Genomic DNA, 14,095 nt, shown 5'->3' on the forward strand with positions numbered 1-14,095 from the left:
CCAGAGATGCGTCATGCATGAGTCTTTTTGCCTGAGAGATTCATAACGATCGTTACTTGCTCCTTCGGCGACGCTTAAGCGTTCTCTCCTCATGCAATCATTCGCAATTATTAAGTTTCTATTATTATAAAAAATCTTTACTTTCAAGTCATATCTTAACATTAGATTTATGTAAGTGCAATCATTAATATTAAAAAGGCGAAAACACGAACTTTAATATTATACCCATCACTCAATGTTCGGGAATTGGCGCGGATGTTAATTATTCAATCAATTAACCAGAAATAAAACAGGGAATCCTGATAGATTCCCTGTTTCTCATCCAGAGCCTTTCAAACGACCTATTTGAAAAGCTATGTAAGCAGTAATATCCCGTAATGATCTGCGTTCAGTCTCCACGATAAAATGAGCTGACTGCAAATAAATCGGTTTACGCTTATTAAATATATTTTCAAGTTCATTACGTGTTGACCGTTGGACGATGGGACGGTTTTTGTCGGTCGCAATCCGACGCCAAATATCCCGAAAAGGCGCATTCAAGAAAAACACAATACCTGTTTTCCTCATTATTTCACGATTCCGTTCTCTTAAAGGTACGCCTCCGCCTGTAGCAATAATACAATATTCATCCCTGAATGTAAGAAGAAATTCTGTTTCTAATTGTCGAAAGTATTCCTCTCCGTGTTTCTCAAATATTTCCGGAATGGTAAGCCCTGTTTTCTTTACGATTTCAGTATCCATATCATAAAATGGAAGTTTTGTTGCAAAGCTTATTCTTTTTCCGATTGCGCTTTTTCCCGAACCCATATAGCCTACTAAATAAACTTTTTTCACTTTGCACTCCCCTTCTTATGAAATCGATTCTTATTTACTCATGTCTAAAATCTTAATTGTTTCATTCTCATAATATAATTCTAGTGAATCGTAGCTTCTATATATACTATCATGCCACAAAACTATAGAGAAAAGAAAGAGGCTAACAAAAAATAGTAGAATAATTGCAGCTACCAGTACTGAGCCGCCCTCATTCTGAATTGAATCCAACCGCAAAATCTCGCTCCTTCCGTGTCCCATCAAGCATAGTCACAGTAACAGTTACCACCGGACCATTTAACATGAAATAGGCTGATTGAACATTCGTCAAAAATGGGATATGGCCCTGTCCGTCGATTGCCTTTCTAATCATCGCATTGCGCTGTTCGATATCAATCCTACCTCTATCTGTTACAAAACTTATCCCGTGACCCCCAACGTGGACATTGAATTCTTTAACATCAACGATAGAAGCTTGAAAGTCTACTGCAAATAATTCCCAAGCGCCATCGGACATATTTGCATATTGCTCCTCAATTGGAGATTTCCATAAAAAGAACAATACAAACAAATGTGCAAATGCGACAAAAATAATTAATTGGAACAAGCTTTCAATGAATGTAAAGCCTTTTTCTTCCCTGACCGTTAATTGTGAAGACACTTTTCGGTCACCTCTTTTTCAAAACGATAAACCACGCATATTGAATTGTCATAAAAACTCCAAGCAAAATCGTTTCCTTCAATATGTCTTTGCCCTTCTCTCATCCCGTTGCTTTTGTATAAAATCGCACCGTGATACAGTGTTTCAACAGCATACATAGATTGTTTCTTGTCATGCAGTGTAGTCATCATTTTCGTCGCGAGCGGAAGTAATGTACCAAATACGATAACTATGATTGTGAGGGTCAGGATTGCTTCCGGCCAAGAATAGCCTTTTTGATTCACTGATCGTCATCCTTCCTCGTTGCATTTGAAAAGTGATTGTTCTACTTCCTCGATTTGTAAGTAATGTTAATCTGCCGAAATTAATAATATCTCCATTCGCATGAAATTCGACAGTCTTTAAATTACTTAAACTGGATACATGCATTCCTTCTGGCAAAAGCTTTCTTGAAAACTCTATACTTCCTGGCGCTTCAGCGACATACATTGTTTGAGTTCCTGGTTTAGTAAATCTTAATCGAGTGTAAACATTATTCGCCATTGAATAGCTTTGCAAACTTTGTATTGTAGCAATAATCGACTTAAATGCATCTTCTTCAGCCGTAGTGCGAATCCACTTATCGCCGATTGGAATTATAGCCGCACTTAATATGATCGCTATCGATAAAACAAATACGAGTTCAATTAAAGTGAACCCGGCTTGTCTCGCCTCAGTGTTAATCTATATTCTCCGTAACTTTACCGTCAGCAAGCGTTAATGCTGACCCGTTCGGGCATACCGGATCTTCATTGAGAAACCCCCCAGTAACTAATACATTAAAATCTGCTGGATAAGACTTATTTTCTAATTTGTACGCTTCTACCTGCCCTTGAACCATTTTTACGTAGGCGTCGCACCCTTTTTCGTCAATCACCTTCGACTGTTTTGTAACGTTTGGAATCGCAATGAGAATCAAAATTGAGATTATCGCAAGTACGATTAACATTTCTACTAATGTAAACCCTTTTTCATTATTCATCTTTACCATAATGTAACTCCCCCCTCAAATTTTATCTATCATTCCATACATCGGTAGTAATAATGCGATATAAGCAGCCAAAATGCATATCGCGATCAGACTAAAAAGAACCGGTTGCAAAATAGCAAGTCCATTTTCCAATAGTTTGTTAATCTTGTTTTCCAGATATTCACTATAAATAATCAATTCTTTCGGTAAATGGCCGCTATTTGTACCGTGTTCCACGAACGAAGAAAATTGTTTGGTTAACCCATCTGTAAGGGCTACTGCCTTATCAAATGGTTCACCGTAAATAACTCTTTTTTTGATTTCATTGGCAATCTCGCTTAGAACAGGATCTAAATTCTGGTTAATTAAAACATCGAGTGAATCCTGCATAGATAGTCCGGATAATAATAAACTTCCGAGTTCGCTAGAAAACAATCGTGTTTTCCACATTGTAAAAATATCTCCTATAATAGGAATACTGATAAAGTACTTTATTTTTTTAGGAGGCGGTAATTTTTTGTAATAAAATATACAACTAACAATCAAGCAAGTTAGTATGAAACCGACCCCCAAAATAATATCAGGAGTTTTTGCGACTAATTTAGGCAATGATTGAACTAAGCCGCTTTCTCCATTCGACCTTGATGATGCAAGTAATTCGATATTCGGCAGAAAAAACTTTCTAAATCCAAGCAGCAAAAACGAAATAAAAATAAATAACCCTGCCGGATATGCCAGAAGTCCTTTCAACTTCTTTTTAGCTTCTTCCGTTTTTTCCAATCGACCTGCCATACTAGATAGCGTTTCAGCCAGTCTGCCATCTCTTTCTGCAATAATCACCGGAAGCAAGACGCTTGAAGAAAATTCTAATCGACTTAAAATATGCGTCACAGATTCACCATCACGAAAATCGGACTCGATTTTAGTGAGTAGTAACTGATAGTCGTCTACATGATGTGGTAGTAAAAGGTGAACACTATCGTAAAATGTATAGCCTTCCTTTAGGAGTACGGCTAATCTCGATAAAAACTCCGGACGATTCTTTAGCTTAAGTTTTCTTTTGACATGATATTTATCTTCAATCATTTAAAATGCCCGGAAATACTATATTTCTTCACTACTGAAGAGATTCTTTTCTCAGACGGGAAAATTATTCGCTCTCCTTTCATGATGGAATCCGTCATGTCATCAAGCATGACTCCATCAACTATTTCAAATACAACTCCCCTATTGCCATTATGTTGTCGTATCAGCCGCTGTGCTGAAATGCAAATTACCGTTTGCCTCAATTCTTCTGCTGAAATGCCAAAGTCCATCATTCTATAAAAACAACCTGCTGGATCTTTGGAGTGCACTGTAGAGAAAACCAAATGGCCAGTTAAGGCTGCTTGAACTGCAGTTTTAGCCGTTTCACCATCCCTGATTTCCCCGATCATAATGACATCGGGAGAATGTCTCAGGATAGCTTTTAAACCTGTTGAATAAGTCATTCCAGATTGTTCATTGACTTGGATTTGAAGTAAATGTGAATGGTTATTTTCAACAGGATCTTCTAACGTTATTACATGCCGATTCAGATTATTTACGCAGTGCGATGTTAATGAATACATAGTCGTCGTTTTCCCAGAACCAGTTGGTCCCGTTAAAAAAATCAGACCTTGTTCTTTTGAACTTGCCCGGATTAATTTTTCAGACCATTCTCGTTCAATACATAACTGTTCAATCGGAACAATACGATCGTGTTTTTGTAATCGGATGACTACACTTTCCTTGAAATGAATAGCTGGGATTGTCGATACTCTAAAAGAATAGTTGTCTTCTCGTATCTGTTTGTGGAAGGATCCACTTTGGGGTTTTCGTTTATCGGTTATATCTAATGAGGAAAGAAACTTATAAAAAGAAATCATTCTAATCGCTAATTGGTGTACAATTTTACTGTTCTCGTGCAACTTTAAATCTTTTTTAAACAAAACAGTATACCCTTCATCTGACGGGACAAGATGAATGTCCGTTGCCTCATACGCAATTGCATTTTCAAGAAGTTGCATGCTTTTTTGTTCAACAACATTTTCCTGTTTGTTCATCGAACACCCCTCTTTAAAATGAATTGAATTGTCAAATTCACTTTTCACGGTTGACTGCTAACCGTCTAATTCAAATTATACATAATAATCTTTTAAAAGGAATACAATACTCGAAACTTAAATTTTGACGGGAAAAAAGGGCCCAAAATTAAATTATCATGCGATTTTCCTGGGCAAAATTGAATTATTCATTATAAAACGATGTATTTCAAGGAAATACACGGCTTCGTCACAATCTTTTATTGATTTGAGTTTACATATGGAGCCGCTATCCTTTATAATAAATAGGAGCTTATTGTATTGTAATTAAGGAGGGACAACACACATGGATAACATGTTCAAGTTAATGGGCTGGTGGACAGGCATATTCGCAGTTCTGTTTTTTGCTGGTGATATGTACCCTGCTTCGCTTCTATTCGTAGCAAGCACCATTTTCTTCCTACTTCTAGGGTATTTAAATTTAACAGAGCGCATGTATATGTACATGTTTGCCAGTTATTTAATGGTATTCATGGTCGGTTTCAGTTACTACGCAACGTTCATACACGTACCAGGTGGCGGACACTAATTAATTCTTTACAAAAAAACAGCCCATTAAGGCTGTTTTTTTGTTCCGCGAGATTGTACCCCCGGCTTTCAATTGAGTTCGCTCAAGTAACTTTAGTTAAAATCCATTTAAAAAGGGGTTCATCTCCATTTCATGACTTGGCGTCGTGGGAGAACCATGGCCCGGATAAATAATAAAATCATCTCCGAGCGTTAATAACTTATTATGAATTGAAGACAGCAAAATTTCAGTATTTCCACCAGGTAAATCTGTCCTTCCCACTCCCTGGTTGAATAAGGTATCTCCGACAATCGCAAATCGATCATCAGAGAAAACGTATGTTACGCTTCCCGGGGAGTGACCCGGCGTGTGAAGCACTTCAAATGTAAAGGGTCCTATATCCTTGACGCCTTCATCTGTGAGCAAAAAATCTGCTTCTTTATTTTTCACCAATGGTAGTCCCGGGTATCGGGTAGAGCCGTTTTGTTCAGGATTTGTTAGCGTGTCCTTTTCAATTTCATGAATATAAACAGGTATATTAAATTCATCACGTACAACATCAACTGCACCAATATGATCAAAATGCCCATGCGTTAACATAATTGCCCATGGATTAAGTTCATTTTTCTTGATTTCAGAAACTAAACGCAATCCTTCTTCACCAGGATCGATTAGTAAGCAATTTTTTATTTCATCTTGAATTATATAGCAATTTGTTTGAATCGGACCTAGTGGATATGTAGTAACTTTATACATATAATTCTCCTCCTTATACTCTAGTCTAAGCAAATCAAAAATCGAATACAAATAATTGTCATTAATATCACTCGACAAAATAAGCTGTTCAGCTTACAATAGAAGAGGAGTATTGCTATATCGGCATTCATTTTTTCTATGTTGAAAGGAGTGTCTTCATACATGAATTTATTAATGGTTATTTTCGGCCTAGTTGGTATTTTTGCAGCGATTGGAACAGTTCAAGCAATCAAAGAAAGAAACGTTCTAAGTGTTCTGTTCAACTTCGGAGCATTTGTAGTTTTCGGCGGTTTTACAATTGCTACAATCGTTACACAAGGGTACCCACCTGCACTGTAAAAAATAAAGCATCCAATTTCGTTTTTACGAATTGGATGCTTTTTTCATTTTCATAAAAGTTAATTTTGATTCAACAACAACCAAGTGAATTCTTCTTTTTCCCGAATATCAATTAGTTTTTCACTCGAATTACCCGTCAAACACTTCTCTCCATCCGGAGAACATTTCAAAGCCGTTAAATTGCTATTTTTATTAATAACAACTTGTTCACCCTTCTCCAACTTTACGAGCATAAAAGGTTCACTCAAATTATCAAGTTCCCCGCCGCCGCTTGCCGCCAATGTAATAATCGATTCATCGCCAATCCATGATATGTCCGGAATAATCCATTCAGAATAATTACTTACCGCTGGGAGTGTCCATGAGTTTAAGTTAGTGCCAGCTTGATTAATAATTTGATATTCAGCTTCTCCGTTCACAATTTTTACGATTAACAATGATTTTCCACTAGTTTCGAAATGTACTATGTCATCATGCGGCAAAGGTTCAATTGTTTTTGAAACCCAATCATAAAGATGGAGCGAGCCGCCATCTAATGGGTGCTCCGGGATATGTACTGTAACTATTTGCGAACCAAGCCATTTTGGAAATGGATCTTCGAGAGATATCGAGTTAATTTCTTTTTCATTTCCATTATATAAAAATACATCATACGTCCAATCTTGATAAAATGCAGTCAATAAAATTAAGTTTGGATCTATGTCATTCCATTCTATCGCTAGTTCAGAGGAAGAAATTGAAATCTCATCTAACACTTCACCTTCCAGAGAAATCATTTTCAGGTTCGCTGAAGTTGAATCATTTGATGCGTGTATTAAAATCATGTCTTTATTGGGATGTATAAGCGCATCTACGATTATCATCGAATCTTTGAATAATAAATCAATTTCCCCTGTTTTAACGTTAAATGATTTTAAATGATAGTCGCTATCTTCTTTTTCAACAAAAACAATTTCAACGTCATTTAACCAACCGACTACAAAATGGAATTTAGCTGAATCTAATTCCAAAGTTTCAAAAACATTTGATTTTGCATCTGCTTCTTTATGCGGGTATTCTATATCATTTATATTAAAGCTCGTTTTTTCGCAACTAACTAGTAATAGCATGGCCATTCCGATGACTATTGCAATTCTCTTCAACGATCCCCCTCCTTTCTTATAAAAAAATTCTGCACGGAGGTTACCGTGCAGATTAAGTGTTTGTTACTTTATTTTTATTTCGTTGGGTTTCATATACTCAATTTTTTCTTCTTTAAATCTGAGTAAATCTCCATTAATAATCATGTCGGAGTAATCTAATTCGGTTGTTGCGCGTTCTATATAAGGTTCGCATGCAAGGCCATCCACCGCTTCGCCCGTCATTGTGTCGTAACAGACTTCATGAGTATACACATATTTATCCGTGATAAATCGTCCATCTCTAAATACGACAAACTGTTCATGATCCGGCGAAAATATATCGGCACCCAATTGCATATCGCCTTTAGTATCAATTCCCATTAAATGAAGCAATGTAGGTCGTAAATCCAATTGACCGGAAACTTCATCAATAACTTCGCCTTTTTCATAGCCTGGAATATGAATGAAAAGCGGTACTTTCTGCAACTTGGCATTATCAAAAGGTGTGATTTCTTTGTCTAAATACATACCCATTGCTTTATTATGGTTTTCAGAAATTCCGTAATGATCACCATACATTACGATAATTGAATTATCATATAACCCTTTTTCTTTCAGGTCCTCAAAAAGGATTTTTATTGCTTCATCCATATAACGTACAGATTGAAAATAATTATTTAATGTACGCGAGTTCGAATCGTATTGCGGAATCAGCATATCCTCTTCATCTAAAACAAATGGATAGTGGTTTGTTAACGTAATCAGACGTGAATAAAAAGGTTGCGGCATTTCAGCCATTAAATCGACTGACTGTTCAACAAAAGGAATATCCTTCATACCCCAGTTGACAGCATCCCCTTCATTAATCGTGTAACTATTAACATCGTAAAACTTTTGGATATCAAGTGCGTTATACATAATATCTCGGTTCCAAAAACTCGAATTATTTGCATGCATCACGTTTGTGAAATAGCCATTCTCTCCAAGTCGATTAGATAGAGAATTATACGTATTTCCACTATGCGTGAAAAACACCGCACTTCCATTTCGTGGATAGAGAGAATTCTCAAGTAAAAACTCTGAATCGGAAGTTTTCCCTAAACCTGTCTGATGGTAAAACTCGGAAAAATAAAATGTATCAGGATCTTTTGTCAGCTCGTTTAAAAATGGCGTGATTACATGACCATCCATTTCTTCATTTATGACAAATGATTGCAGGGACTCTAATGAGACCGCAATGATATTCCTGCCCTTGGCAACTCCGAACATTTCCGGGTCAGGTGCTGCATAATTCGCGTTGCTGTAGTTCTCAACTTCAACTAATTCACTGCCATCGGCTAATGCTCTTTGGGCATGAGATTTAGATTGAATAAAAACGTCGTAAATATGGTAATTGTAAGTCCCGATGTTTTTAACGAGGAGCTCCCGATCAAACGTCCGTGTTAATAGCTGCGGCCGTTGCGTTTCTGCGAGACCTAAGTTTAACATCATGACTGTCGCAGCCATTATAAAATATAACTTCCGGCCGACTTTGCCGTTTAGAACTGTTGTTTCTCCAGCTTTCGGAAGCAAACGAATCGCCAAGAAGACCACGAGAGTATCCGCGAAGAAGAAGATATCGGTTACATTCATATTAGTCGTAATCGATGATGAAAGATCATTAAAATTACTCGTTTGAAACAGTAGCGGCAAAGTTATAAAGTCATTGAAAAATCTATAGAAGACGGCATTTGAAAACATCACAATCGATGTAAACAAACTAATTGAGAGTATATATATATTTCTCCGTTTCGTACTCTTAATGAAAAGCGCGATTCCATAAATAAATAATAAAAAGCTCAGCGGATTCATCAATAGGATGATTTCCTGCATCATATTATCAATTTTCATATTAAAGCTTGTTTTATAGCCAATATATGTGGTAATCCATGTCGCGACTATAGCAATTATGAGTACGGAATGTTTGGGCCAATTAAAATTAATTTTTTTCATTCCTGTAACTTCCTTTCAACTAGTAATACTCTAAGAATATGTTTAGATTCAAATGTTTTGTGAGTGTACTACATAATAGACGTACGGAAGGGTTAAAAGTTTCGTGTATAAACAATAAGAGGACTAAAGGCTAAGTGAATGAGGCTTTACTCCTCACTCTGAAACTCAGACCTTAATACTAATACAGCTTTTAAGTATTGATCTTGTTGAAGCAAACCACTGTCATAAAGATCCTTGATTTCCGACATCATTAAATCGATATCATCTTTTCGATTTCCAGTGTATACATAAATACCAAACCTCTTCAGTAAATGAATTATACTGAGAAGATTTTTCATCGGCTACTCTCACCTTTCCCGCAAACAATTATGCCGTTTTCAGTGATGATTTTTTGCACAGGGATGTCATGGCTTTCGAAGGGAATCACATGATCCGTTTGTATTTCAAAAGCAAGCGAAATCGCATCACCTTTAAAGTCTAACAGATATCGATCATAATAGCCTCCGCCAAAGCCGATTCGAAATCCATAATTATTATAGACAACTCCAGGCACAATCTGCAAATCAATGTCATTCATTTTAATGGATTTTGTTTCTGTAATAATCGGTTCTTGTAAATCCATATAAACCATTTCCAAGTTATCATATGTGTTAATCAATCTGAAATCCATATCCCTTGTTTGCTTCTCGCATTTCGGTACTGCAATTTGTTTGTCGAGTTCCCAAGCTGCCTCGATAATCGGTTTGGTATCTACTTCGGGAAATCTAGAGATAGTTATCCCGATAATAGAAGCGTTAAGAAATTCAGGTGAAGTAAAAAGGTTATCTTTTATAGCTAAAGACAGTTGTTTATATTCTTGCAAATCCATTGATTTTAATTGTTTTATCATATCGTTTCGAAAAATACTCTTTTTCATAATGATACCCCCCATTTCAAATGAAAAAACCAAAACCAATGACGGTTTTGGCCTGAGCGATTATTTCGTTTCACGGTGCAAAGTTTGTTTTCTTTCACGTGAGCAGTATTTTTTCATTTCGAGACGTTCCGGATTGTTACGTCTATTTTTCTTTGAAATATAATTGCGCTCACCGCATTCAGTGCAAGCAAGTGTAATGTTTACGCGCATATTTGTCCCTCCCACTCATCAGACTATAAAATTAAATATGAGCATGATTTATACGACTTTTTAATTATAACACGAACCGCCTAGATGTCCAGTAGAATATGCGTTCAGTTGAAAAAACATTAGTTATTCATCTGTTTTTTCATCGTCTTCTCCTAATATATCATCTTTATTAAAGGGTTTCTTTATTTTAAAAACATCATCAAACTCTGCGTCTTTCTCTTTCTTTTCTTTCAACTCGAAATATTTCATGACAGCAGCCTCGACAATATCATTTTGAGCCTGTGTATATTTACCCGGGTTTGTTGATACGTTTGGAATCAATACTGCATAAGCAATTTCCGGATCATCGAATGGTGCATATCCAACATGCGATAAGTTAATTGTATTTGGATAAAATATATACTTCGTAGGGTCATTGGGATTTGGTACACTAGCACTCGATTGCGCTGTTCCAGTCTTTCCTGCAGCTTTAAAATCTGCATCTTTGAAAAGTGTTCTTGCTGTTCCTCTTGGACCATAATACGTGTAGTACATGCCTTTTTTGATTCTGTCAATCTCTTCATCTGTATTTTTAATACGATTCAATACTTTGACGGGTGTTTCTTCTGCAACCCGCCCGAAGATTTCACCGTCAGGAGAAGGTTCACGAACTTCTTTTAATATTTTAGGGGCAACACGATAACCATCATTTGCAATCGTCGAAACGTATTGCGCTAATTGGAGCGGCGTATACGTAGCAAACTGACCGATTGAATAGTCTAATATATCACTTAGATCTGCTCTGGATGAATACCCACTTACCTCGCCCGGAAGATCAACACCGGTGAGACTCCCTAAACCAAATGATTCAAATGAATTTTTCATGATATCGAATGTTGTACTTTTAAGTGATAATGATTTTCCCCTTTGATATGTACCATTCCCAATTCCAATAGCGGTTTTCCACATATAGACGTTGGAAGATCTACCGATCGCTTCAATATCATTCATCGGAATTCGATTGTAAGAACGGTTAAAAACTGAACTCTTCATATTGTCATTTGCAATTTTTATCCCTTCATCAATTTTCGTTTCCCCGATCCTGGCTCCGCCTTCTTGATAACCAGTTAAAAGTGTTGCCATTTTAACAGTTGATCCTGCCATATAAGCTCCGGAAAATGTGCCGAAAGAGTAGTCCCGAATTTCATACTTTCCAGTATCTTTGTTTCTGGCGACACGCTTCCCAACAAGCGATAATATTTCTCCGGTTTTCGGGTTCATCATCACTAGATAAGCTTCATTTAATGCTTGCGAGTTCGGACCATTTTTCAATTCCAATAACTTTTCTGAAACAATGTCTTCCAACGCCGAATTCAATTCACTATCAATCGTTAATATCAAATCTTTACCGGGTATTCCTTCTTGGACTGTCTTTGTTTCTATGACTTTTCCCGTACGATCTTTAACATTCTTCACGACTGTTTTTTGTCCTTGTAGAAGTTCTTCATAATATTGTTCGATAAAGCTTTTTCCAACTCGATCATTTCTTGAATAGCCGCGCGTCAAATAATACTCGAGTTGTTCACTTGGAATTCCTTGGTCGGGTGTAGTCGTCGTCCCTAAAATAGTATTATAAGACTTTCTAACCCTTTCCCAATCAGTAGTTGTATTTACACCCGGAAGCTCACCGAGCCGCTCGGATACAGCTGCAAACTCCTCTTCCGTGACATCCCCGCTTTTAATGATTTGGGGTGAAAAAGCATATCCTGACATCATCTCGCGATAAATCGCTAAAACCTCAAGTTCGTGTTTGCTAAATGAGTTGAGTTCTTCATCTGTCACGCGCTCACGCGTTAATCGGTTGATTTCTCTTTGAATTTCAGATGCATCACCTTCAAGTTTAGCAATCTCTTTTTCTGTGACTTTTTTTGCAGCTTCTTCTTTATTATTTAAAATCCAAAAGTCCCGTTTATCTCCAATGGTAGTCCGATTCGTATCTTGTTCGATTAATAATGCCAATTTTTCCGCGATATCCAGCATTTCTTGTGTAGTTGTCGAAGAAGTTTTCGTATAAGTAATTGCGTTCTTCGGTTCATTGTCAACAAGTATGCGACCATCCCGATCAAAGATTCTGCCACGGGGTACACTCGTATTTACAGAAACTTCTTCCTTCCTTTCCAATGCCATCACATACTCTTCACTTTTTACGATTTGTAAGTAACCGAGTCGAAGAATAAGAATTGAAAAGAGAATAAATATGGAAAGGAATAGAAGGTTCATTCGAAAAGCGATATTTTTTCGTTGTCTAACCTTGGGCCTTTCAGCTCTTCTAATCTTCTTTGTCAAAATAATTCCTCCTTCCATCTTTACTATTGAATTATAACATTTTAGAAAGAAAAAGCACCTACCTTGACGAACAAGGTAGGTGCTTTGTTCCTTATTTATAAAAGATTATTCTTACTTACCGTAACGTTTTGCAACTTCGTCCCAATTAACAACATTCCAAAAAGCAGAAATGTAGTCTGGACGACGGTTTTGGTAGTTTAGGTAGTATGCATGCTCCCAAACATCAAGTCCTAGGAGTGGTGTTTTACCTTCCATGATTGGTGAATCTTGGTTTGCGGTAGACATGATTTCAAGTTCGCCGTCAGCCAATACAAGCCAAGCCCATCCTGAACCGAAGCGAGTAGCACCTGCGTTCGCAAATTGTTCTTTAAACGCATCAAAGCTGCCGAATTTAGCATCGATTGCTGACTTTAGTTCACCTGTTGGTTCGCCGCCGCCATTTGGAGATAGTAGTTCCCAGAATAATGAGTGGTTTGCGTGTCCACCGCCATTATTACGCACAGCTGTACGTTTGTCTTCAGGAACTGCATCCAAATCCGCGATGAGGTCCTCGATTGATTTGTTTAGTAATTCTTCATTGCCTTCTAGTGCATTGTTTAAATTTGTAACATACGTATTGTGATGTTTCGTGTGATGAATATTCATCGTCTCTTTGTCAATATGTGGTTCTAGTGCATCGTATGCATAAGGTAGTTCTGGTAGTTTAAAAGCCATTTTTTCCATTCCTCCTCAGATAATTTCGTATGATTGCTACATATTTAACAATAGCAAATATGAGATTAACGTTCAAATAAAATGGACTATTTGCTAATTCGTTCCTAACCGGGAACTATCTGACAAAGAAGATAAATATTACAATCATGATAAACATTAAAAATCCTTTTGTGATTACAGAAGTTAAAAAACCGATTAGAGAACCGAAACCTGTTTTTACAGCTTGTTTAAAACCCGTTTTGGAAATAACCAATTCCGAAATAATCGCTCCTAAAAATGGACCGAGCAATATCCCTGCCACTGGAATAACAAATGGACCAACAAGAAGTCCGATTGTACTTCCCCACATCCCTGCTTTAGATCCTCCGAATTTTTTCACGCCGACAAGATTGGATAACGTATCGGCGCCAAACAAAAGAATGATGAAAAGAATTTGAATTACCCAAAACAGCCAGTTCATCCCGTCGAATGAAACAATCAATCCATAGAGAAGAAATCCTCCAAGAATAAACAATGCCGAAGGGATAATTGGATAAACAAGCCCAAGAAAAGCTACGATGAAAAATATAATCGCTATAATCCAGCCAATTATCTCCATGACAAATCTT

Annotated in this window: 18 protein-coding genes and 1 riboswitch; of the genes, 2 read left to right on the forward strand and 16 right to left on the reverse strand. The window is 37.0% G+C overall.

The window, feature by feature from the left end; translation table 11 throughout:
* Positions 1 to 9: 9 nt before the first annotated feature.
* Positions 10 to 101: riboswitch (glycine riboswitch) on the reverse strand.
* 217 nt (positions 102 to 318) lie between these two features.
* From G8782_RS02060 to comGA, 7 genes are all read right to left on the reverse strand, one after another.
* Positions 319 to 834 carry a shikimate kinase gene (locus G8782_RS02060; RefSeq protein WP_172369247.1) on the reverse strand — a complete coding sequence of 172 codons (516 nt, stop codon included), beginning with the start codon at positions 832 to 834 and terminating at the stop codon, positions 319 to 321.
* A gap of 190 nt (positions 835 to 1,024) precedes the next feature.
* A complete protein-coding gene (gene comGF, locus G8782_RS02065) occupies positions 1,025 to 1,474 on the reverse strand; it encodes a competence type IV pilus minor pilin ComGF (RefSeq protein WP_172369248.1) in 450 nt (149 codons plus the stop codon).
* Positions 1,459 to 1,758: a hypothetical protein gene (locus G8782_RS02070; protein WP_172369249.1), complete on the reverse strand. Its 300-nt coding sequence runs from the start codon at positions 1,756 to 1,758 to the stop codon at positions 1,459 to 1,461. The genes comGF and G8782_RS02070 overlap by 16 nt, the downstream gene beginning before the upstream one ends.
* Positions 1,646 to 2,197, reverse strand: a complete 552-nt coding sequence (locus tag G8782_RS18750) for a prepilin-type N-terminal cleavage/methylation domain-containing protein (RefSeq protein ID WP_172370180.1) — start codon at positions 2,195 to 2,197, stop codon at positions 1,646 to 1,648. The genes G8782_RS02070 and G8782_RS18750 overlap by 113 nt, the downstream gene beginning before the upstream one ends.
* Positions 2,193 to 2,495: a competence type IV pilus major pilin ComGC gene (comGC, locus tag G8782_RS02080; RefSeq protein WP_425505475.1), complete on the reverse strand. Its 303-nt coding sequence runs from the start codon at positions 2,493 to 2,495 to the stop codon at positions 2,193 to 2,195. Before comGC ends, G8782_RS18750 begins: the two co-directional genes overlap by 5 nt.
* A 24-nt stretch (positions 2,496 to 2,519) precedes the next feature.
* On the reverse strand, positions 2,520 to 3,569 hold the full coding sequence (gene comGB, locus G8782_RS02085; RefSeq protein ID WP_172369251.1) for a competence type IV pilus assembly protein ComGB: 1,050 nt from the start codon (positions 3,567 to 3,569) through the stop codon (positions 2,520 to 2,522).
* Positions 3,566 to 4,567 (reverse strand): competence type IV pilus ATPase ComGA, encoded by a 1,002-nt coding sequence (comGA, locus tag G8782_RS02090; protein WP_172369252.1) that lies wholly within the window; start codon positions 4,565 to 4,567, stop codon positions 3,566 to 3,568. The genes comGB and comGA overlap by 4 nt, the downstream gene beginning before the upstream one ends.
* Before the next feature lie 325 nt (positions 4,568 to 4,892).
* On the opposite strand from comGA, the gene G8782_RS02095 reads away from it, so the two are divergent.
* Entirely contained in the window at positions 4,893 to 5,135 is a 243-nt protein-coding gene (locus G8782_RS02095; RefSeq protein ID WP_172369253.1) for a DUF2626 family protein, read from the forward strand.
* Positions 5,136 to 5,231: 96 nt separating this feature from the next.
* Here the strand turns inward: G8782_RS02095 and G8782_RS02100 are convergent, their stop codons facing one another.
* The gene (locus tag G8782_RS02100; RefSeq protein ID WP_172369254.1) at positions 5,232 to 5,870 is read right to left on the reverse strand and encodes an MBL fold metallo-hydrolase; all 639 of its coding nucleotides are present in this window, start codon (positions 5,868 to 5,870) and stop codon (positions 5,232 to 5,234) included.
* A 162-nt stretch (positions 5,871 to 6,032) separates the two neighbouring features.
* On the opposite strand from G8782_RS02100, the gene G8782_RS02105 reads away from it, so the two are divergent.
* A complete protein-coding gene (locus tag G8782_RS02105; protein ID WP_172369255.1) occupies positions 6,033 to 6,209 on the forward strand; it encodes a DUF2759 domain-containing protein in 177 nt (58 codons plus the stop codon).
* Positions 6,210 to 6,268: 59 nt separating this feature from the next.
* Here G8782_RS02105 and G8782_RS02110 read toward each other — a convergent pair whose 3' ends face one another.
* The 8 genes from G8782_RS02110 to G8782_RS02145 all read right to left on the reverse strand — a co-directional run bounded on the left by G8782_RS02110 (position 6,269) and on the right by G8782_RS02145 (position 14,085).
* On the reverse strand, positions 6,269 to 7,351 hold the full coding sequence (locus G8782_RS02110; protein ID WP_172369256.1) for a YqgU-like beta propeller domain-containing protein: 1,083 nt from the start codon (positions 7,349 to 7,351) through the stop codon (positions 6,269 to 6,271).
* Positions 7,352 to 7,414: 63 nt separating this feature from the next.
* On the reverse strand, positions 7,415 to 9,322 hold the full coding sequence (locus G8782_RS02115) for an LTA synthase family protein (RefSeq protein WP_172369257.1): 1,908 nt from the start codon (positions 9,320 to 9,322) through the stop codon (positions 7,415 to 7,417).
* Between the two features lie 146 nt (positions 9,323 to 9,468).
* Positions 9,469 to 9,660 carry a YqgQ family protein gene (locus G8782_RS02120; protein ID WP_172369258.1) on the reverse strand — a complete coding sequence of 64 codons (192 nt, stop codon included), beginning with the start codon at positions 9,658 to 9,660 and terminating at the stop codon, positions 9,469 to 9,471.
* Positions 9,657 to 10,238: a 5-formyltetrahydrofolate cyclo-ligase gene (locus G8782_RS02125; protein WP_172369259.1), complete on the reverse strand. Its 582-nt coding sequence runs from the start codon at positions 10,236 to 10,238 to the stop codon at positions 9,657 to 9,659. Before G8782_RS02125 ends, G8782_RS02120 begins: the two co-directional genes overlap by 4 nt.
* Positions 10,239 to 10,298: 60 nt before the next feature.
* Positions 10,299 to 10,448: a 50S ribosomal protein L33 gene (gene rpmG / locus G8782_RS02130; RefSeq protein ID WP_075528000.1), complete on the reverse strand. Its 150-nt coding sequence runs from the start codon at positions 10,446 to 10,448 to the stop codon at positions 10,299 to 10,301.
* Positions 10,449 to 10,571: 123 nt separating this feature from the next.
* Positions 10,572 to 12,707, reverse strand: a complete 2,136-nt coding sequence (locus G8782_RS02135; RefSeq protein ID WP_425505476.1) for a peptidoglycan D,D-transpeptidase FtsI family protein — start codon at positions 12,705 to 12,707, stop codon at positions 10,572 to 10,574.
* Positions 12,708 to 12,884: 177 nt separating this feature from the next.
* A complete protein-coding gene (sodA, locus tag G8782_RS02140) occupies positions 12,885 to 13,487 on the reverse strand; it encodes a superoxide dismutase SodA (protein WP_172369261.1) in 603 nt (200 codons plus the stop codon).
* 115 nt (positions 13,488 to 13,602) lie between these two features.
* Positions 13,603 to 14,085 carry a DUF456 domain-containing protein gene (locus G8782_RS02145; RefSeq protein WP_172369262.1) on the reverse strand — a complete coding sequence of 161 codons (483 nt, stop codon included), beginning with the start codon at positions 14,083 to 14,085 and terminating at the stop codon, positions 13,603 to 13,605.
* Positions 14,086 to 14,095 lie beyond the last annotated feature (10 nt).

Origin of the sequence: Sporosarcina jiandibaonis, from assembly GCF_013184495.1 — a bacterium.
GTDB lineage: Bacteria > Bacillota > Bacilli > Bacillales_A > Planococcaceae > Sporosarcina > Sporosarcina jiandibaonis.

What these genes read in the sequence shown, in the direction of transcription:
- G8782_RS02125 (WP_172369259.1), bottom strand. Translation starts at nt 10,238, where the DNA reads ATGAAAAAGAGTATTTTTCGAAACGATATGATAAAACAATTAAAATCA.
- G8782_RS02105 (WP_172369255.1), top strand. Translation starts at nt 6,033, where the DNA reads ATGAATTTATTAATGGTTATTTTCGGCCTAGTTGGTATTTTTGCAGCG.
- G8782_RS02120 (WP_172369258.1), bottom strand. Translation starts at nt 9,660, where the DNA reads ATGAAAAATCTTCTCAGTATAATTCATTTACTGAAGAGGTTTGGTATT.
- G8782_RS02145 (WP_172369262.1), bottom strand. Translation starts at nt 14,085, where the DNA reads ATGGAGATAATTGGCTGGATTATAGCGATTATATTTTTCATCGTAGCT.
- comGC (WP_425505475.1), bottom strand. Translation starts at nt 2,495, where the DNA reads ATGAATAATGAAAAAGGGTTTACATTAGTAGAAATGTTAATCGTACTT.
- comGB (WP_172369251.1), bottom strand. Translation starts at nt 3,569, where the DNA reads ATGATTGAAGATAAATATCATGTCAAAAGAAAACTTAAGCTAAAGAAT.
- G8782_RS02115 (WP_172369257.1), bottom strand. Translation starts at nt 9,322, where the DNA reads ATGAAAAAAATTAATTTTAATTGGCCCAAACATTCCGTACTCATAATT.
- G8782_RS02135 (WP_425505476.1), bottom strand. Translation starts at nt 12,707, where the DNA reads ATGAACCTTCTATTCCTTTCCATATTTATTCTCTTTTCAATTCTTATT.
- sodA (WP_172369261.1), bottom strand. Translation starts at nt 13,487, where the DNA reads ATGGCTTTTAAACTACCAGAACTACCTTATGCATACGATGCACTAGAA.
- G8782_RS02100 (WP_172369254.1), bottom strand. Translation starts at nt 5,870, where the DNA reads ATGTATAAAGTTACTACATATCCACTAGGTCCGATTCAAACAAATTGC.
- comGA (WP_172369252.1), bottom strand. Translation starts at nt 4,567, where the DNA reads ATGAACAAACAGGAAAATGTTGTTGAACAAAAAAGCATGCAACTTCTT.
- G8782_RS02095 (WP_172369253.1), top strand. Translation starts at nt 4,893, where the DNA reads ATGGATAACATGTTCAAGTTAATGGGCTGGTGGACAGGCATATTCGCA.
- rpmG (WP_075528000.1), bottom strand. Translation starts at nt 10,448, where the DNA reads ATGCGCGTAAACATTACACTTGCTTGCACTGAATGCGGTGAGCGCAAT.